This window comes from Muribaculum intestinale (genome assembly GCF_002201515.1).
Taxonomy (GTDB): domain Bacteria; phylum Bacteroidota; class Bacteroidia; order Bacteroidales; family Muribaculaceae; genus Muribaculum; species Muribaculum intestinale.
The window spans coordinates 1,441,627-1,461,965 of record NZ_CP021421.1; the positions used below are offsets into that span (position 1 = coordinate 1,441,627).

14 protein-coding genes are annotated in these 20,339 nt (G+C 51.2%); 6 read left to right on the forward strand and 8 right to left on the reverse strand.

All coding sequences use genetic code 11. The features are described from left to right. Nucleotides 1-13 precede the first annotated feature (13 nt). The 4 genes from ADH68_RS05910 to ADH68_RS05930 form a co-directional block, all read right to left on the reverse strand. Complete coding sequence (locus ADH68_RS05910) at nucleotides 14-604, reverse strand: class I SAM-dependent methyltransferase (RefSeq protein ID WP_068961614.1); 591 nt, start codon at nucleotides 602-604, stop codon at nucleotides 14-16. Between the two features lie 521 nt (nucleotides 605-1,125). Next, the gene (gene upp, locus ADH68_RS05920) at nucleotides 1,126-1,779 is read right to left on the reverse strand and encodes a uracil phosphoribosyltransferase (protein WP_068961613.1); all 654 of its coding nucleotides are present in this window, start codon (nucleotides 1,777-1,779) and stop codon (nucleotides 1,126-1,128) included. A gap of 38 nt (nucleotides 1,780-1,817) precedes the next feature. After that, complete coding sequence (locus ADH68_RS05925) at nucleotides 1,818-2,447, reverse strand: HAD family hydrolase (protein ID WP_068961612.1); 630 nt, start codon at nucleotides 2,445-2,447, stop codon at nucleotides 1,818-1,820. A 22-nt stretch (nucleotides 2,448-2,469) separates the two neighbouring features. Continuing rightward, complete coding sequence (locus tag ADH68_RS05930) at nucleotides 2,470-3,984, reverse strand: GH3 auxin-responsive promoter family protein (RefSeq protein ID WP_068961611.1); 1,515 nt, start codon at nucleotides 3,982-3,984, stop codon at nucleotides 2,470-2,472. A 134-nt stretch (nucleotides 3,985-4,118) separates the two neighbouring features. Here ADH68_RS05930 and ADH68_RS05935 point away from each other — a divergent pair, with 134 nt between their 5' ends. Then, nucleotides 4,119-4,487, forward strand: coding sequence for a hypothetical protein (locus ADH68_RS05935; RefSeq protein ID WP_068961610.1), 369 nt, complete (start codon nucleotides 4,119-4,121; stop codon nucleotides 4,485-4,487). Between the two features lie 132 nt (nucleotides 4,488-4,619). On the opposite strand, the gene recA is transcribed toward ADH68_RS05935, so the two are convergent. After that, complete coding sequence (gene recA, locus ADH68_RS05940; protein WP_084274126.1) at nucleotides 4,620-5,852, reverse strand: recombinase RecA; 1,233 nt, start codon at nucleotides 5,850-5,852, stop codon at nucleotides 4,620-4,622. 101 nt (nucleotides 5,853-5,953) lie between these two features. Then, nucleotides 5,954-6,430: an Lrp/AsnC family transcriptional regulator gene (locus ADH68_RS05945; RefSeq protein WP_068961609.1), complete on the reverse strand. Its 477-nt coding sequence runs from the start codon at nucleotides 6,428-6,430 to the stop codon at nucleotides 5,954-5,956. Nucleotides 6,431-6,581: 151 nt separating this feature from the next. Between ADH68_RS05945 and ADH68_RS05950 the strand changes: the two genes are divergently transcribed. After that, on the forward strand, nucleotides 6,582-7,874 hold the full coding sequence (locus tag ADH68_RS05950) for an O-acetylhomoserine aminocarboxypropyltransferase/cysteine synthase family protein (protein WP_068961608.1): 1,293 nt from the start codon (nucleotides 6,582-6,584) through the stop codon (nucleotides 7,872-7,874). A 342-nt stretch (nucleotides 7,875-8,216) separates the two neighbouring features. Here the strand turns inward: ADH68_RS05950 and ADH68_RS05960 are convergent, their stop codons facing one another. Further along, complete coding sequence (locus tag ADH68_RS05960; protein WP_232321368.1) at nucleotides 8,217-9,299, reverse strand: ISAs1 family transposase; 1,083 nt, start codon at nucleotides 9,297-9,299, stop codon at nucleotides 8,217-8,219. Between the two features lie 346 nt (nucleotides 9,300-9,645). Beyond that, nucleotides 9,646-10,833 (reverse strand): MalY/PatB family protein, encoded by a 1,188-nt coding sequence (locus ADH68_RS05965; protein WP_068961606.1) that lies wholly within the window; start codon nucleotides 10,831-10,833, stop codon nucleotides 9,646-9,648. A gap of 156 nt (nucleotides 10,834-10,989) precedes the next feature. On the opposite strand from ADH68_RS05965, the gene ADH68_RS05970 reads away from it, so the two are divergent. The 4 genes from ADH68_RS05970 to ADH68_RS05985 all read left to right on the forward strand — a co-directional run bounded on the left by ADH68_RS05970 (nucleotide 10,990) and on the right by ADH68_RS05985 (nucleotide 20,284). Beyond that, on the forward strand, nucleotides 10,990-13,257 hold the full coding sequence (locus ADH68_RS05970; protein ID WP_068961605.1) for a RelA/SpoT family protein: 2,268 nt from the start codon (nucleotides 10,990-10,992) through the stop codon (nucleotides 13,255-13,257). A gap of 58 nt (nucleotides 13,258-13,315) precedes the next feature. Continuing rightward, nucleotides 13,316-15,367: an HD family phosphohydrolase gene (locus ADH68_RS05975; protein WP_068961604.1), complete on the forward strand. Its 2,052-nt coding sequence runs from the start codon at nucleotides 13,316-13,318 to the stop codon at nucleotides 15,365-15,367. Nucleotides 15,368-15,796: 429 nt separating this feature from the next. Further along, a complete protein-coding gene (locus ADH68_RS05980) occupies nucleotides 15,797-17,707 on the forward strand; it encodes a hypothetical protein (RefSeq protein WP_068961603.1) in 1,911 nt (636 codons plus the stop codon). A 198-nt stretch (nucleotides 17,708-17,905) separates the two neighbouring features. Continuing rightward, a complete protein-coding gene (locus tag ADH68_RS05985) occupies nucleotides 17,906-20,284 on the forward strand; it encodes a S8 family serine peptidase (RefSeq protein WP_068961602.1) in 2,379 nt (792 codons plus the stop codon). Nucleotides 20,285-20,339 lie beyond the last annotated feature (55 nt).

Sequence of the window (20,339 nt, forward strand, 5' to 3'; positions counted from 1 at the left end):
TAGCTTGTCGGGATTATTTGGTGAGGGTGATTATGTAGGCCGAGTCGTCGTCGCGGGTGTATGACACGGTCATGCCGGCCTTTGTTAGGCGCGATGCCAGTTCCTCGGCGGAGTCAAGGAAATGGGGCTCTCCCTTTTTACCCATATCGGCGTGAAGCGAGTTTATCTCCTCTTTGGAGCAGGGAAATCCTATCACAAGATGTCCGCCCGGCATCAGATGGTCATCATACATGCGTTTTACGGTGGCTACAGGGTCGTCAAACGACGGCAGCATACAGAACACCACAATCGCGTCGTAGGCGCCGAATATGGCATCGTGTTCCACATCACCGAGTATGAATCGGGCCTTGGCGCTACTGCCGTAGGCCGCGGCAGCCTGTTCGAGCAGCCCGCATGACAGGTCGTAGGCATCGACCCATCCTGAGCCTGTGAGCCTTTTGAATAGGTATGGAAGCAACTGTCCGGTACCGGCTGTGGCATCGAGCACTATGTTGTCGGGTTTTAGTTCGAGTCGGGCTACAATCAGACTGATAGCCTGTGGATTGTTCTCGACTGTCTCGTCGCGTTTGCGCAAAAGGAGATTGTGGAATTCAGGGTCAAACATACGGCAGGAAAGATTATAATAGTATGTTTATTCTTAACCTCCGTATGTCGCTGTTTGTTCAATCCTTTGTACCATAGGCGAAATCGCCGGCGTAGGCCTGTGCCACAACAACAGAAGTGCACCCCGAAGGTTATATTACCTTCGGGGTGCACTTCTGTTGTTGTGATACGTCATTCTTACGGTATGGATATCATTACGAGAATCCATATAATCAGCATCATGCCTGCAAAATAGATGCCATAAAGGCTCTTTTTTATAGCATCGATATACGACCGTTTTTTGTCATCGCCGTTTCGGTAGCAATATATTTGGCTGAAGCATAATATTATAGACAGTATGAAGCATATGCCTACAATCTCTGTAGCATACTCCGACTTGGTAAGTATGGGTATTTGAGAGAAAATGAATATACATGTCCTAATCGTTTGCCGCTTATCGGAAATTCTTGATAATTGTGTGTGAACAGATGTCTTTGTTTGCATAGTTGTGATTTTATCTGTTTTCGGGACACATTTGTTTGTTCAGTCTTTTGTACCGTAGGCGAGATCGCCTGCGTCGCCGAGGCCCGGCACGATATAGCTGTGGGGATTGATTTCAGGGTCGATGGCTCCTACCCACAGAGTGGTATGTTCGGCCGGGAAATGCTCCTTGACATAGTCTACCGCATCCTGTGAGGCGATTACCGACGCGATGTGTACGTGGGCCGGAGTGCCTTTGGTGAGCAGCGCATGATAGCTCAGTTCCATCGATTTTCCGGTGGCCAGCATGGGGTCGACCAGAATCAGAGTCTTCCCGTCGAGGCGCGGCGATGCGAGGTATTCGATAAATACATCGAAGTTTTCTTTCTCACGGTATTTCCTGTAGGCCGACACAAATGCGTTTTCAGCAGTGTCGAGGATGTTGAGGAATCCCTGATGGAATGGAATGCCCGCACGGAATATTGTGGCGAGTACTACCTGGGTGTCGATTACGTCGCATTTGCATGGCGCAAGCGGGGTGTCGACCGTCTCCTTGCGGTAGCGGAGTGTGCGGCTTATCTCGAAGGCCATTATTTCGCCTATGCGTTCGAGATTGCGGCGGAAGCGGAGCATGTCGCTCTGGATGTTGACATTGCGCAGCTCCATCATGTATTGGCTGATTACCGAGGGGTATTCGGCGAAGTTTACTATTTTCATCTGTTATAGGGTATTTGATAAGGTGGAGAAATAATAGGTCAGTTGGAGTCGCGGCTGATTTTTTCGGCCAGGAGGGCCTTGAATTCTGTGCCCGGAGCTACATGTATATATTGGAATCCGAGCTCGCCGGCACTCTTGCAGTTGGCCAGTGAGTCGTCAAAGAATATTGTCTCCTCAGGCAGTATTGCGTAGTCGTCGGCTACCTTGCGGAATATCTCGGGTGCCGGCTTCATCGCTTTAGCCTCGAATGAGGTGGTGATTCCGTCGAAGTAATCATTTACGGTAAGGCCTTCGGCTGTAAAAGACTCGGCGATTTTAGAGTTCCACATCACGGAGTTGGTGTTGCTGAGCAGATACAGACGATAATGCTTGTGGAGTTCTCTCAGTGCCTCCAGACGGTGGATGGGGATGCCGATGAGGAAGCTGTTGAAAGCCTCGTCAATCTGTGCGTCCGTTACTTCATGTGGGATGTTGCGGCGCACTTCTTCGCGCCATTCTGCGGGTGAGATAAGTCCCTCTTCGAGCTGACCGAACGCGCCTTTCTGGCCATAGTCGCCGAGGAAATCGCCGATATTGTCCATGCCAAGCTGCCGGAAAGCGTTCACGCAGCGTTCGCGTTCGATATCCATTATCACTCCGCCAAGGTCAAAGAGAAGGTTTCGTATCATAATCTGTCGGTTGGGGTAGGGGTTACTGGTTGTTGAGCGAGAGGAGAGTATCTATGGTCTTTCTGTCGTTGGACAGGCGGGGTATCTTTCTCTGGCCTCCGAGTTTGCCTGTAATTGCGAGCCATCGGTCGAACACTCCGTGACGTCCCGTAATAATTTCCGGAGGGTCGAGGAAGAGGTTTCCCGCACGTTTTGCCTGATAGTCGGAGTTTTCGGCCTGAAGTGCTTTGTCGAGAGCCTCGGCGAATTCCGCGGTGGAACGCGGCGGGGTGGCAAACTCGATGAGCCACTGGTGGCGTCCGCGCGAACGGTCGCCTGCATATACCGGGGCTGCGGTATAGTTGGACACGGCACATCCGAGTTTCGCGCATGTGGATGATATTGCTGCTTCGGCATTGTACACCATCAGCTCCTCGCCGAATGCGTTGATGAAACTCCGAGTACGGCCTGCTATGGTGATGTTGAGCGGATAGCGGCTCTCGATTCGCACTGTATCGCCTATGGCGTATCGCCACAGTCCGTTGCACGATGTGATTGCGAGCGCATATGTCTTTCCCTCCTCGACAGTCCATGCCGTGGCGGCATCGGGAAATTTCTCTCCGGTCTGGTCAAGCGGTATGAATTCGAAGAACACGCCTATGTCGAGCAGCATCGACATCATGTGGCGCAACGGGTCGGTCTGTACGGCGAAGAAGCCTTCTGAGGCATTATATGTCTCAAGATAATGCATCTTCGTTGTGTCGGTGATATGCTCATACTGCCGCCGGTAAGGCTTGAAGGATATGCCTCCGTGGAAGAATACCTCGAGGTTGGGCCATACCTGATGGATAGACTCGGCGCCGCTCTGTTTCATCACCTCTTTTATCACCGTCAGGAACCATGACGGCACTCCGGATATGTTGGTGACATCGCATTTCGATGCAGCCTCTACCAGCCGTGGTAGTTTTTGTGTCCAGTCGGCCATCAGAGCTATATCCTTTGAGGGTATGCGCACCATGTTGGCCAGCGGGTTTATATTGTTGATGAGGTTGGCCGACAGGTCGCCGACCTTTATTCCCGGCTTCAGGGACAGCTCGTTGGCAAAGCTGCCTCCGAGTATAAATGCTTTTCCTGAGAATATCCGGCTGTCGGGGTTGGATGCGAGATAATGGGCCACTACGTCGAATCCGCCCTGATAGTGGTTGCGCTTGAAGCCGTCGGGAGTGATGGGTATATACTTGCTTTTCCCGTCGGATGTGCCCGATGATTGAGCGAAGTTGCGTACTGCGCCAGGCCACAGGATGTCGCGCTCTCCGGCAATCATGCGCTCTACGAGCGGTCGCAGCGATGTATAGTCGCTTACCGGCACTCTGGCGGCAAAGTCATTGTAGCTTGTGATGGATTCGAATCCATAGGTCTCGCCGATATATGTCGACCGGGCTTTTCTCACAAGTTTCATCAACTCGGCGGTCTGCACCCTCTCGGGCACCACAGAATTGCGGCGCCATGCGTTAGCCCGGCGCATGAATATCGGACGGAGTATTCTGGTAAGGTGCATTGTCGCGAGTTTTGTTAATATAACAACAAAGTTAGTGGAATTTTGTTAAATCTATACAGACTCTTCCGGCAATTCGCATTCCGTGTGCTTCGGGCGATTGCCTTACTTTCTCGACAAACAAATATTTATGATTTATGATACAGCGACTCTACCCGTATAAGCATCTGCTTATGAGCCTTATGTTTGTAATTGTGGCTCTGTGTGCCACCTCGTGCGACGAGGATGACGACAATTACTACGACTCTTATAGCTCGCCTTTGATAGGTGAGTGGTACAGTCCGGAGACCGACACCTATTTTGATTTTGACGGTGATGGCGACGGAGTGTACGAGGATGCGTATGGCGATGAATACGATTTTACCTGGAGCGCGGGCAGCGGATGGCTTAATGTGTATTTCTACGATGGTACGGTATGGAATTTCAGCTGGTCGTTTGCACCTAACGGATGTCTGCAACTGTATAATACCGGCACCGGGTATACGACGGTATATTGGCGCCAGTAGTCCATACCACCGGGAGGACGTATACAGAATCAGCGGCTTCGTCGCGGTATACATATGCCGGAGCGAAGCCGCTGATTCTGTATACGTCCTATGCTTTCCCGACTCTATCGGGTGTGGGGCGGCGGGGTGATATCAGTCGCGGGCGTCATCGTCGATAGAGAAGTCCTCCTCGGGGAAATCATCAAGGTCAAGGTCGGCCTGACGTCCCTCTTCGGTGGATTCTTCATCGTTGTTTTCATCAATGTCATCGTCATCGTCATCTTTCTTTTTAAGCGAGAGCTTAGACTTTTTGGGTGCTCCTGCTTCGGGATTCCCTTTGATGGCCTCGGTAATCTTTTGCTCGAGCTCTTCAAACAATTCGGGATTGTCGGCGAGCACTTGTTTTACAGCATCGCGTCCCTGGGCGAGTTTATCGCCGTTGTAGCTGAACCATGAGCCGCTCTTCTTTATGATATCGTATTCGACGCCAAGGTCAACGATTTCTCCGGTGCGCGAGATGCCTTCTCCGAACATGATGTCGAATTCGGCGCGCTTGAATGGAGGAGCTACCTTGTTTTTTGCAATTTTAATCTTGGCATGTCGTCCGATGGGCTGTTCCTTTTTGTCCTTGAGTGTAGAGGACGGACGTATATCTATACGCACGGACGCGTAGAACTTGAGGGCGTTGCCACCGGTGGTGGTTTCGGCGGGGCCGAATCCCATGCCGCCGATTGCGGCACGCAGCTGGTTGATGAATATGCAGCATGTGTTGGTGCGTGCGATGGCTCCCGTGAGTTTGCGCATGGCCTGTGACATGAGTCGTGCCTGTAGGCCTACGTTGCGGTCGCCCATATCGCCTTCGATTTCGGCTTTCGGTGTAAGCGCGGCTACCGAGTCGACTACGATTATGTCGATTGCCGATGAGCGGATCAGCTGCTCTACGATTTCAAGAGCCTGCTCGCCGGTGTCGGGCTGCGATATCAGGAGATTGTCTACATCTACTCCGAGTTTGGCCGCATAGAAGCGGTCGAATGCATGCTCGGCGTCAATCAGGGCTGCTATGCCTCCTTTTTTCTGCGCCTCGGCTATGGCGTGGAGGGCAAGAGTTGTCTTGCCGGATGATTCCGGACCGTAGATTTCGGTAATACGTCCGCGTGGAAATCCGCCTACACCCAGAGCGAAGTTGAGGCTTATGGAGCCGGAGGGTATTACATCGACGTCGGTGATGTTGTCATCGCCGAGTTTCATTATGGCTCCGCGGCCATATGTTTTTTCTATACGCTCCATGGCGGCTGTCAGCGCGCTGAGCTTCGCCTGCTTTGGGTCGGCTGTCGGTTCGCCTTTCTTTTTAGCGGCGGTTTTCTTGGTTTTGTCGGTTGGTGCCATAAGTATGATGTTTTATATTGATTTCTGATGATAATGCAAAGATAAGGAATGATGTGTGCAAAAACATGGCACAGTAAAGTTAAATAAACATAATGCAGGCATCATAGCGGGATGGCGTACTCGCGTTTGATTTCCGACATTACAAATGTTGACTCTATGGCACCGATGAAGTCGAATGCGCCGAGTTTGTTGAGCACAAAGTCGCGGTAGTCGGCCATCGACGGGGCGTATATCTTGAGCAGATAGTCGAAGGCTCCGCTTACGTTGTAGCATTCTGTGACCTCCGGGAGCGACTTTACAAGGCTTACGAATCCCGACGCTATGTCGCGGTTGATATGTCGCAGTTTTACCTGGCAGAATACCACAAACCCACGTCCGAGTTTGTCGGCGTCAAGCACAGCGACATATCTGCTGATATATCCCTGGGCTTCCAGTCGCTTCAGGCGCTCGAACACAGGAGTAGGGGAGCGGTGGACTTTTGTAGCAAGTTGCCGCGTAGAGAGGCGCGCGTCGGTCTGCAGCGCGCGCAGTATGTCTATGTCGATGCTGTCGAGCATCTCGGTCAGGGTGGATGACATTTGTTCTGTATGTGGGTGCTGACAGTAGTAGTTGTAGCCTATTTGTTCTGTAGGTATGATGCAAATGTATTATTTTGTTCTAAAATATGCAAATTATAGCTATTTTTATTTTAATGTGGACTAATTTTGCAGAAAAACGTAACGACACAATATGCCACTTGACAAGAACAGACTACACTTTGAGACTCTTCAGCTCCATGTCGGGCAGGAGGAGCCGGACCCCGCCACAGATGCGCGCGCGGTGCCTATATACCAGACTACAAGCTATGTGTTTCGTGACTCACAGCATGCAGCCGACCGCTTCGCGCTGAAAGACCCTGGCAATATCTATGGACGTCTGACCAACTCTACGCAGGCTGTGCTTGAAGAGCGTATCGCAGCTCTGGAAGGCGGGTCGTCCGCGCTGGCGCTTGCCAGCGGTGCGGCTGCTGTCACCTATACCATACTCGGGCTTACCTCGGCCGGCGACCATATCGTGTCGGCTAACACAATCTACGGGGGCACATACAATCTGCTTGACAATACACTTCCGGTCTATGGCATAACCACTACATTTGTCGACCCGTCGAATCCGGCCAACTTCGAGGCCGCGATACGACCGGAGACAAAGGCGCTGTATATAGAAACTCTCGGCAATCCAAACTGCAACTGCATAGATATAAAGGCGATAGCCGATATCGCCCACAGCCACGGACTCCCTTTGGTAATCGACAATACGTTTGGCACACCCTACCTGATACGCCCTATCGATCACGGGGCCGATATCGTGGTGCACAGCGCCACCAAATTCATCGGCGGTCACGGCACATCGCTCGGCGGTGTGATTGTTGATTCTGGCCGGTTTGACTGGGCGGCATCGGGCAAATTCCCCCAGCTGTCGCAGCCCGACCCGAGCTACCACGGTGCTGTGTTTACCAATGTCGCCGGAAAGGATGCGTTCGTTACCCGCGTGCGAGCGGTGATACTGCGCGACACAGGAGCCGCCATCAGTCCGTTCAACGCCTTTTTGCTGCTCCAGGGCCTCGAGACACTTTCGCTGCGCGTGGAGCGACATGTGGAGAACACTCTGAAGATAGTGCGCTTCCTCGACTCCCATCCTAAGGTAAAGAAGGTCAACCATCCCTCGTTGCCGTCTCATCCCGATCATGAACTCTATAAAGAGCTTTTCCCCAAAGGAGCAGGCTCGATATTCACTTTTGAGATTAATGGTGGTGTGGCCGAGGCCCACCGTTTTATCGACTCACTTGAGATTTTCTCGCTTCTTGCCAATGTGGCCGACGTAAAGAGTCTTGTCATACATCCGGCTACCACCACCCATTCACAGCTTACCGAAGAGCAGATGGCCGAACAGTCAATCTACCCAGGTACCGTGCGCCTGTCAATCGGCACCGAACATGTCGACGACCTTATTGCCGACATGGAGCAGGCGCTTGCAAATGTGTGATTTCAGCTGCAGGCTTATGCCTATGACTCACGTACCTGCACGAGTGGCCCTTTGACATGGCTTTGTTGAACAGGCAATTGGATGCGAAAGCGCCGGACCTTCACAGGCCCGGCGCTTTCCAGTTATCGAAACGATTATTAAAAGTGGAGATTTGGGATATATATTCAGAAATTATGGTGAAAGAATTCCGGCGCTTAAAGAGAGCCGGTGAGGGATATATTCCTGACGTTTACCAATGAGAATGATACAGTCAATACGGCCCTCCGAAACTTTCAGCGGGCAAATTTAGAGTAAATAAACCGATTTACCAAATCATTAAGTGTAAAAACCAGGGCAACCGCATCAAAATTTGGCTTTAAGCAGCATATCGGTCAAATAGTCGTTGGAAAGGCTCGCTTTGAAGCGCCTTTTCTTTAGACTGCTTTTGTCAACATGCTCTTTTATAACCTGCATAGCCAACTTCCTTATTGTTGAGAGGTTTAGTGACGCATACCCTTTCCTTGCACGGCAGGCATCTTCGAGGAATGTCACATCAAGATTCCAATGCAGTTGATTCTCGATAGACCAATGCCCTCGAGCCAACATATTGAAGTACGCAGCCTTAGGATAATCCTCGTCACTAATGTATCTTCTGACGGCAGTTGCCGTGTGGTCTCCATAGTCAACCGAGGAAGTGACCTCTACCAATGTTTTCAGTCCAGGCCAACGAGCCAATACATCCTTGTCTTCGATTGTATCGGCTTTGAGTATCCGGCAATCGCGTATCTCTATACGTCCGTGGTCGGCATCCATCTGCGAAGCCGAGTCAGTGGGCTTATTGTAGCGGAATGCATCGATTACCTGTTCGTTCAGAGCGCCCTGATTGTCCTTGACGGCAAGGAAGTAATGAGCTTTCCGGTCAAGGATATTCTGAGCGATATTAATCTGTGTACCAATCGCATCTATCGAGATTGTGGCACCTTCGATATCCAGTTTTTCAAGAAGCTGAGGTATGGCGACTATTTCATTTTCCTTGTCTTTGAGACGCTGCTGTCCTACTACAATGTGATTCTCGCTGACATAGGCGTTCATGATATAATCGCCTTTCGAGCCATGCTGTTTAGGCGATGTGCCTCTGAGCTTTTTGCCATCTATGACAACCTGCTTCTCAGCAAGCGTGTCAAGGAACTTCCTGCCATGCTCAACCAGACATCTCTCAATCTCATCGGGATCCACGGCGCTCATCAGCCGCTCGAAAGTGTCAGGTGACGGGCTGCGGTCAGGACGGTCGGCAATAAGACCAAAATCACGTGCCCGATAATAGGCGAACTCGCTCATGTCAACATAATCCTCGCCTCCGCAGATATAGGTCAGCAAAGCGATTGTCAAAAGGTCGGAAAGTGCATACGTGCAACGACCTGTAACTCGATGATCCGGTACTGTCATAAAGATTTCGTTCAGCATAGTCTCGGTGTCTATATTGTTGATTTTCAACCATAAAGATACTAAAAATATATGAGATACACAATTATTACAACACTAAAAATCAGACAATTATCCATTTTTTAGTGCTATAAAATTACTAAGAATTATGACTTCGGATATGCTGGATTCAAAGAATTTCGCCAACATATATCATCGTTGACTCAAAGCAACCGTTACTTATCACACATAATTTTGGTGCGGTTGCCCTGGTGTAAAAACTGTAAAAACGCTACTAAATTGACGTAAATGACGAGGAAATACAGCGAACGGCTTGGTTCTGAAACATTGATTGAGAAAATTCTACATGTCAGCGGGCGGGAACGCCGGCGAGCGATGCGGCGAGCGATGCGAGGGCCTCGCGGATTACGGAGCGTGGCGATCCGAGATTGAGTCGCATGAATCCGACTCCCTGAGTGCCGAACATCGCGCCGTCGTTGAGCGCGAGATGAGCTTTGTTGATAAAGAGATCCTGAAGAGAGTCGTGGTCGAGGCCTAATCCGCGGCAGTCGAGCCATGCGAGAAATGAAGCCTCGGGGCGAATGAGGGTCATGCCCGGAAGTGTGTCGGAGACAATACGGTCGGTCTCTTCAATCGAGCCTTCAATGTAGGAGAGGCATTCGTCGAGCCAGTCCTCTCCATATCTGTAGGCCGCTTCTGTAGCTATTGTGGCGATGAAAGTAGGCGAGTCGAATTCGTTGGCGGCAAGCCAGGAGAAGAAGGGCCGGCGCAGTTTCTCATCCTTCACCACCACCCATGAGCTTACGAGGCCTGCGATGTTGAATGTCTTGGATGGAGCGCCAAGCGTTATGGCCACTTTGGCGGCTTTGTCGCTTACCGAGGCAAAGGGGTAGTGAGGTTTGCCGTGCAATACCAGGTCGCCGTGGATTTCATCGCTTACTACTGTTACTCCGTAGTTATAGGCGAGCTCGGCCACTCGGCGGAGTGTATCCTCGTCCCACTGCAGTCCAATCGGATTGTGGGGATTGCATAAAATCATCATTGAGGGGTGCTCCCCGGCGAATATGCGCTCAAGGCCTTCAAGGTCCATGGAATAGGCACCGTTGTTGAATATCAGAGGATTCTCGGCAACAACTCGCGAATTGCCCTCGATTACCATCTTGAACGGATGGTATACCGGCGGCTGTATGACAATCCTGTCGCCCGGGCGCGAGAAGAAGTTGACGGCATATGCTATACCCCTTACCACTCCGGGGATGTATGTCATCTCTTCGCGTGCCACATGCCATCCGTGGCGATGCCACAGCCAGTCGGTAATCGACTGCCAGTACCCTGGGCTTACTGCGGCATATCCGTAGATAGGGTGGCGCATACGCTCGACAAGTACCTCCTGTATGCGCGGTGATACGGCAAAGTCCATATCGGCCACCCACAGTCCTTTGAGGTCGTGTCGTCCGAAAAATTCACTGAGCGCGTCTACCTTCAGCGCTCCCGAGCCATGTCGGTCGATAACTTTGTCGAAATCGTATTTTCCCATTGCTGATAATCGTTAGACAATACTTGGATAGAGCCTTCCGGCCATATTTTGCGCAAATATACTATTTTTTTGTGCCAACTTTTATGCAAATATATTAAATTTGTAATTTATAATACCTGTCAACACCTCAGAGCCAACTCTCCACCCACTACAAATATGACTCCCAACGATTCCACATCACCGACCGTACGCTATAAGCTCTCGCCCGAAGAGGAGGACCGTCTGGTCGAAGCCGAGTTTCAAGATGTGCTCGCCGGCTATCTTTCGAGCAACCACAGAAAGAAAGTCGAGATAATAGAGCGGGCTTTCCGATTTGCCAAAGAGGCCCACAAGGGTATCCGGCGGCGTTCGGGCGAACCTTACATACTCCATCCTATCGCCGTGGCCAAGATCGCCAGTCAGGAGATAGGGCTCGGCTCCACATCCATATGCGCCGCTCTGCTCCATGATGTGGTCGAGGATACGGAGTATACCGTGGAGGACATTGAGCAGCATTTCGGCAAGAAGATAGCACAGCTCGTGGCCGGCCTTACCAAGATATCAGGCGGTATATTCGGCGATAAGGCGTCGGCTCAGGCCGAGAATTTCCGTAAGCTGCTTCTTACCATGAGCGAGGACATACGCGTGGTGCTCATCAAGATGGCCGACCGTCTGCACAACATGCGCACCCTCGACTCTATGTCGCCCAACAAACAGTATAAAATCGCGGGAGAGACACTATATATATATGCGCCGCTGGCCCATCGACTGGGGCTTTTCGCCATCAAGACCGAGCTTGAGGATCTCAGCTTCAAGTATGAGCATCCGGCGGCTTACGAACGTATCAGCAACCAGATCAAGGCCTCCGAGGCACGTCGGTCGGCTGTCTACAACGACTTCTCCGAGCCTATAAAGGAGAAGCTCGTAGGGATGGGCCTGAAATATGAGGCGAAAGCACGCCTGAAATCGGTATATTCGATATGGCGCAAGATGGAGACGAAGCATGTGCCCTTTGAGGAGGTCTACGACCTTTATGCCATGCGTATCATATTTGAATGTGATGACCAGGCTAAAGAGAAGGCTATATGCTGGCAGATATACTCGGCCATAACCGACATCTACCGACTGCATCCGGAGCGTACGCGCGACTGGATCAGCAATCCAAAGGCCAACGGATATCAGGCACTGCATCTTACGGTAATGGGGCCCGACGGCAACTGGATAGAGGTGCAGATACGCTCGCGCCGCATGGACGAGATAGCCGAGCTCGGTTTTGCCGCCCACTGGAAATATAAGATTGGAGAGGGCGACGAGGAGAGCGAGCTCAACGCATGGCTGTCGACAATCAAGGACATACTTGACAATCCTGAGCCCAATGCCATAGACTTTCTCGATACGCTTAAGTTAAATCTTTTTGCCTCCGAGATAGTGGTGTTTACGCCAAAGGGCGAACTGCTGACGCTCCCCAACAACTCTACCGTGCTCGATGTGGCTTTTGAGCTCCACAGCGAAATAGGTATGCACTGTATCGCCGGCAAGGTCAACCACAAACTGGTGCCTCTTAGCCACCGTCTTCATTCAGGCGACCAGGTTGAGGTCCTTACGTCGCAGTCGCAGACTCCCAAGCCCGACTGGGTCAACTATCTGGCTACAGCCAAAGCCAAATCGCGTCTGCGCCAGCTGATGCGCAGAGAGATGGCACCGGTGATAGAGCAGGGTCGTGAGATATATGAGAAATATCTTGCCGACAATTCCATAACCGACAATAACTCGGTAATAACCAAAGTGCTTGGTACACTACGCTACGACAACCGCGAGGCACTTTTTACAGCCCTTGGCCGAGGAGAGGCAACTCTGCCCGACTATCTGGCCAAATCGTTGCGTCCGGCTTCATCGTCGATATTTTCGAAGATACTGCGTCCGCTCAAAGGCAAGAAATCGCAGAATACCGACATTAAGACACCGACAAAGCGCAAGGTCAACATGAAGGAGACCTACGTCTTGGAATATGACGAGAAAAACGGGCATAATTTCAAACTTTGCGACTGTTGCAGCCCTGTACCCGGCGATGACGTGATGGGTTGGGTCAACGATGACGGCGAGGTCGAGCTCCACGCCCTGTCATGTCCGCGTGCATCTGTGCTCAAGGCAAGCTACGGCAAGCGTATTCTCAACACGCGCTGGGCCGAGCAGTCGGGACTGTTTCTTGCCGAAGTGCGCATAGAGGGTATCGACCGGTTCGGCATCCTGCAGGAAATCATACAGATGATATCGATGCATCTTGCCATCGACATACGCAAGCTGGATATCGAGGCCGAGAAAGAGGTGTTTCATTGCGACCTCGCCGTAAGAGTCCACGACACCAAAGTAATTACCGACCTTTGCTCCAAGCTCAGAAATATACGCGGTGTGCAGCGTGCCGCCCGTGTCAACCATCTCGAATGATATCATCCTTAGGTAGACAACATATTCTTGCTTACGTTACCAATTTGACATTTACGTGATGAACCGTATATTCAACCCGTACAATCTCCTTCGTGCCGCTCTGTTTGTGGCGGCAGTGGTAATCTCCGTGTGGCTGCTTCCGCGCAAAGGGCGCAACTCTTACCACTACGAACTCGGCAAGCCCTGGGCCTACAGCCTGCTTACCGCGCCTTCGGATATGCCAATATATCTCGACAGTATCAGCGCGCAGCGGGTGCTTGACAGTATCGATGTGTCGTTTGTGCCGGTGTATGTACGTGATATCTCACGAGAGAAGCAGGCCCAGGCCGCTTATGCCACAAGGGTCAACGCCACCAACGTAGGACTGTCGCCACTTGAGCGCAACCGTCTTATCAACGCATTGCGCAATGTGCTTGACAACGGCATAGTAGACCAGGAGACATATCAGGAGGTACGTTCCGGACGCCTTCCGGCTATACGTTTCATCCACGACAATACGGCAATGACGATGCCGACTTCGACCCTGCTTTCGGCACGCGCGGCTTATGCGGCCATCGACTCCATGTTTCAGGGCGACGAATACCGCAAGGCTATCGAGCGCACGGCCATGTCGCAGTTTCTTGTAAGCAACATAATATGCGACACCGCAGTCACCAACCGTCTGCGCGGAGAGGCTCTGCAGAGAGCGATGGCTCCGCGAGGGGTGATACAGCAGGGCGAGCGCATAATCGACAAGGGCGATGTGGTGACTCCCGAACTATACTCGCTGCTGCGCACTTACGAGAAGATTGCCGGACAGAAATCGGCGTCGCAGGTCGATTCCCACCACTATCCCATACTCGGTCAGATATTGTACGTGACTATTATATTCTCGGCTCTGTACTGTTTTCTGATTTATTTTCGCCACCGCACGTTTGCCGACAACCGCGCCATGGTGTTCATAATGACCCTTGTGGTAGGCTTCCTGCTCATGGCATATCTGATGGGCGACGCCCTTACATGCGGCCTTTATATGGTGCCTTTTACCATAGTGGCCATACTCATGGTGGTGTTCTTCGACGGGCGTACGGCATTCTTTGTATATATCACGGAGGTGATGCTGTGTACGCTGGTCAGCGCCTTCCCCTTGGAATTCATCTATGTGCAGCTGATAGCAGGCATTGCCGCTATATGTTCGCTCAAGGAGCTTACCCGGCGTTCGCAGCTTGTGCGTTCGGCACTTGTGATATTCCTTGCCTACTGCCTGGCCTATGTAGGCGCCGAGGTGATGCAGGCCGGCACAATCGACAAAATCAATACCCGCATGTTTGGCGCGTTCGGCATCAATGCCGTGCTAATATCGTTTACATATGTGCTCGTGTTTGTGCTTGAGAAAGCCTTCGGCTTCACATCTACGGTTACGCTTGTCGAGTTGTCCGACGTCAACAATCCCCTCCTGCGCGAACTCTCCCAGGAATGCCCCGGCACATTCCAGCATTCCATGCAGGTAAGCAATCTCGCATCGGAAGCCGCCCACCGTATCGGTGCCAACGTGCAGCTTGTGCGCACCGGAGCGCTATATCATGATATCGGAAAGATTGATAATCCCGCATTCTTTACCGAGAACCAGCACGGCGTCAATCCCCACGACGCTCTCAGTCCGCTTCAGAGCGCCCGCATAGTCATAGGCCATGTGACCGACGGTCTGAAACGTGCCGACAAGGCCAAGTTGCCACAGGTGGTACGTAATTTTATAAGCCAGCATCACGGGCGAGGCAAGGCCAAATATTTCTATACCACCTATGCCAACTCCCATCCGGGCGAAGAGGTAGACCCGGCCCCGTTTACTTATCCGGGTCCTAATCCGCAATCGCGCGAGACATCCATACTTATGATGGCCGACGCTGTAGAGGCTGCCTCAAGGTCGCTTAAGGAGCACTCGGTAGAGGCAATAACCGAACTTGTCAATCGTATCGTCGACGGACAGATTGCCGATGGGCTGCACGATGAATCGCCAATCTCATTCCGCGATGTAAATATCATCAAGCAGGCTTTTGTGGAGCGTCTGCGCACGATGTACCATGCCCGTGTAAGCTATCCCGAACTAAAGAAGGACGATAAGGGCGACTGATTGTCGGACCACCGCAATTTGCATTATATTGACAGGCGTGTCTGCGGATTTTTCTGCGGACACGTGTCTTCATATATATAATTGGGCTTATTGTATGGCTGTATGAAGTCGTAATGTGTTAAATATTGTTGTGAGAATCTACGGTGATATATCTTGAATTACTGTAATTAACAACTTGTAATTAAAAACAAGAGCATTGCAGCTGTAAAAAATCGCGATTTATCATTTAGATAAGAAAAAAAATAGTTAACTTTGCGCTCAGACGTATGAGATTTGTTACAGGGAGCCGTTAAGACTCGTTCGGGAGAAAATGATGCGGGAAGATACATGTTATTGTATCTTATGTCGCATTATTGCTGATAAAGTAATGAAGGTTGCCTCGATGCCATTGATATCACTGCGTAAATTTTATAAACCAATCAGTTACATATGAAAAAATTTTACTCATTTCTTGCGTCGGCTGTTGCTTTGGCTACATCCTTTACAGCTTCGGCCGCGTCAGTGACAATTATTGTCGACAATCCTTCGGCCGTCGACATCGTAAAGTCGGAATACAAGTATGACGACCAGGGCAATGGAGAGTATGTATATACTCCTATCGTGGAGCCCGTGGAAGATGTGAATGTGGTTGAGGCGACAGATTATCTGTATGCATATGTAAAAGCAAAGGATGGTTTTGCCCTGACATCTGTAGTACTTGGTGAGACAGAGCAGCTTCGCACTGTCCCCTCCGACAATTGGTCGTTCAGTGTGGACGAGTATACAAACGGTGCCGTATATGTGGTATCAACCATAAATCTGGAAGAATCGCGTACTGCATCGGTTGAAATCACCGTTGATGATCCTTCCAAGATACGGCTTACCCGCAATGGCAGCCTTGGAGGTGATGTCGCCCTTACCGCAGGTACACAGACCGTGAAGTTTGCTCCGGAGATAGAGGGCCCGTTCAGCATTCTGGCCAAGTCGTCGACAGCGCCTATATATTATGTAAAGCATAACGGTGAGGATGTGGCTATGGTATACGGACAGTATAAGGTTGACGTGAAAGATGGCGATAAGATTGAGATTGCCGCCAACTTCCCGGATATCGATTATATGGTAAAGGTAATAGTTGCCGACGATGTAAAAGGTGTGTTCTCCGGTCTTTATGATGCATCCAACACTGCTCTTGACGGAAATCTCGCTGAGGGTGTGGCCGTGCATGCGGGCACCTCGCTCAATCTGCGCCTTAACACCACCGATTATGCTGTAGATGATGTGATTGTAAACGGTGAGTCAACAAAAAGCACATACTGGTCGGGTGTAATCGACAAGGATTATACTTTCGAGATACTTGCCCATGAGTTTGGCACTTACACCGTGGATTTCGATGTCGATGATCCCTCGCGAGTAGAGATATACAACGGCTACAGCTCATATGGTACCGAGAAGTTTGATATTGTTGCAGGTGTCAACACTTTCGAGTTCAAGGAGAGCAACTATGGCAGTAATATATATATTGCCGCTACCGAGGGCAATATAGTAAAAAACGTGCGTATCGTCAACGGCGAAAACGAGTCTAACCGTTCGGGCGGAACTATAACAGTGAACAAAGGCGACAAGGTATACATCACTTCTGCTGTCAAGGAGCCTGACACAAAGTTAATAGTATGGGTTGAGCCGGCTGCTGTAAGCTCAATCAAGAGTATAACATTCAATGAATACTACGGAAGCAAGGTATTCGGCACGATTGTTCCGGAAGCCGGTGTCAACGTGTTTGACTACTGCTTCAGCGACCTGTCGATGCAGATGAACATAAATGTTAATCATCCCAATCCTATACCCGAAGGCTATATTGCCTGGAGTCCATATCTGTCATACAATGAGGCAGACGCTTACCAGGCTTCATACTTCCAGATGTCGAGCTACTCGGGTATGGCCGATGGCGATATACTCCGCATATTCTATGAGCAGCCCGAAAAAGCCACTGTTTCCGTCAGCGCTCCGGAGGCTCTCGCCCCGTCGGATATCGCAGTGGAGGTTGACACTCGCGCTGTGTCGGAATGGTCATCCATGTCGCTCTTCAAGGGTTCGGAAGTGAAGATTATACCTTCCGTTGCCGTTACATGCAGTGTCGACGGACGTCCTGTGACAGCCGACAGCGACGGATGCTTCTCGTTTATCGTCACCGGCGACCACAATGTGGTTCTTGGAATGAATACTACCGGTATCGACCGTGTAGAAGCCGAGGGCACTGCTCCCCGTGTGATATACAATCTCCAGGGTATCCGCATGGCCAATACCGACAATCTTCCTGCCGGCATATATATCATCGACGGCAAGAAGGTCGCTGTAAAGTAAACAGTTTCCGCATATGATGCGGCCACATTACAATGATATTTTCCGTAGGGTGCGGCTTGTGAATGTGCCCTACGGGACTTTGTCTCTTTAATAAAGATGTCTTGCCGGTTTTGGCAATTGAGGTAGTCATCATAAGGATAGTTAGTCCGTATGGCTATAAGATGTGATTGAAAAACGTAAATATAATTTATTACCTGAATGAGAAAATACATAGTTGTTTCGTTGGCGCTGGCGTTGGCCGGAGGCTCTGTCTGGGCAGGTGGTCTCGACTTGCTGAGTCGCGCCGAACTACGCCGCGCACGTGAGGCCCGGCTGGCAACTCCGATGCGTGCTCCTTCGCCGCTGGCGGTGAAAGGCGACATCCGGTCAGAGGCCGGCTCGCGTATCGGTGCGTTTGTGAGACTTAATGAAGGATATACAGTGGATGACCTTGAAGCTGATGGCATCATAGTGCTGTCATGCCGAGGTAATATAGCTCTGTGCATGGTGCCTGTCGATTCCGCCGAGGTGCTTGCTGAGAAGTCGCCGGTACATACAATGCAGATTGCCCGCAAGGCCCATACCCATATGGATCTGGGACGTAAGTCGGTCGGCCTTGATGAGGTGCATGCCGGCGCGGCCGGACTCGAACAGCCCTATCGGGGAGAGGGCGTTATCGCCGCTGTTGTCGACCAGGGTGTCGACCCCAACCACCTCAGCTTTCTGAACCCCGACGGCTCCACACGCTTCGGATATCTCTATACAATCAATTACGCCAACAACATGAACGGCTATGCCGACAACGGTTATTGGGGTGAGGAAGTGAAGGACTTCACTACCGATACTCCTTACGGCTACCACGGTACCCATACCCTCGGCATAATTGGAGGCAACTATCAGGGCGATGTCACTATGCCCGACGCGTCAAAGTTTACCGATCGCGACCATGCCGTACCCGTAATCGATACCTCCAATCCCTTCTGTGGCGCCGCTCCCGGAGCTGAGCTTGCCGCCGCAGCATGCGCCGATCTCCCCGACATGTTTATCGCCTATGGCGTAGACCAGATGTGCAGTCATGCATATAACCGGCAGAAACCGATGGTACTGAGCATGTCGCTCGGGTCGAATGTCGGACCTCACGACGAGGGTTCGATGATGAACGAATTTCTCGACCTTATAGCTACCCGTAGCGAGGATAATCCCAACCCGCCCATTCTGTGTCTTTCGGCAGGCAACGAGGGCGACCGCCGTATATCTCTGAGAAAGACTCTTCACAGCGAGTCGGATGTGCTCAAGACCATGATATGGCCTTCGGTGTACCAATATGACCCCGATGTTGAGGGTTCGCTCACTTTGCGTAAGGACCAGATTGCGATATATTCTTCCGACGATACCCGGCTTGATGTCCAGGCCGTACTTTACAACAAGTCGCGCGGCTACCGCGTGACATCGCGAATGCCGGTAATCGGCGATGGAGTAGGTGCCTATTATCTGTCGGACGAGTCGTTTAAGGTATCATCCGGCGATATGGTGAACAGCTACCTTGCAAAGTACTTCTATGGCTATGTAGGGCTTGGTGGCATGATGGACGAGGATGTCAACCGGTATTACTCCATGATTGACTATGCTCTTCAGAACAATGACAGCAATCTTGACGACAACTATATACTTGGATTCGAGGTAAAGATTGCCGCCGGACAGGAGATTCCGGCCGAGGGCATAACGGTTGAGTGTTATTGCTCAGGCGAGTACTCCGAGATGTACGATTATGGCGTGTCTTCGTTCGACAACGGCTCGCGCAACGGCTCAATCTCTGACATGGCTGTCGGAAAGAAGCTGATTGTGGTGGGCTCGTACAATACCCGCAATGAATGGTTCTGCCTTGACGGCTATGCTTCACGCTATGAGTCGGAGGGCGACTACTTTACCGTAGGGCGTGTAAGCGGATTCTCGTCGTTCGGCACACTGCGCGACGGCCGCAATCTGCCTACCGTATGCGCACCGGGCAGCACTATCATATCATCGGTCAACAGATATTTTACCGATCTTGACGATGTCAAGGAACAGGCCGACAAACTCTATCAGGCCAAAGCGACAGGCTCCGACGGACGTGTAAGCTACTGGAAACAGGAAATCGGCACTTCAATGTCGACACCGCTTGTGGCCGGCGCAATCGCCTGCTGGCTTCAGGCCGACCCCTCGCTTACATATGCCGACGTACAGGATATAATAGCCGCGACATCTGTGGTCGACGATGATGTCCGTGCCGGTGATCCCGTGCAGTGGGGTGCCGGAAAGTTCGATGCCATGGCCGGTCTTAAGGAGGTAATACGTCGCAGAGGGTCATCATCGATTTCGGGAATATCGTCCGATGATGCCGCAGGCCGCCTTGTCGTCACATCCGCAGGCCGCAATGCCTATACATTCTTTATCGGAGGGGTACCGTCAATTGAAGCCAATGTGTATTCTCTTGGCGGAAGTCTCCTGTCGAGCGCCACATACGCCGGCGACGAGATTACAGTGAGCCTTGACGGATTTGCCCCCGGCGTGTATATAGCCAATGTCAACGGCCATGCTCGCAAAGTATTAGTAAAATGACAAAGGGTGTTGACACACCGTTGTCAGAATAAATTCAAGCTAATTAAACCATATA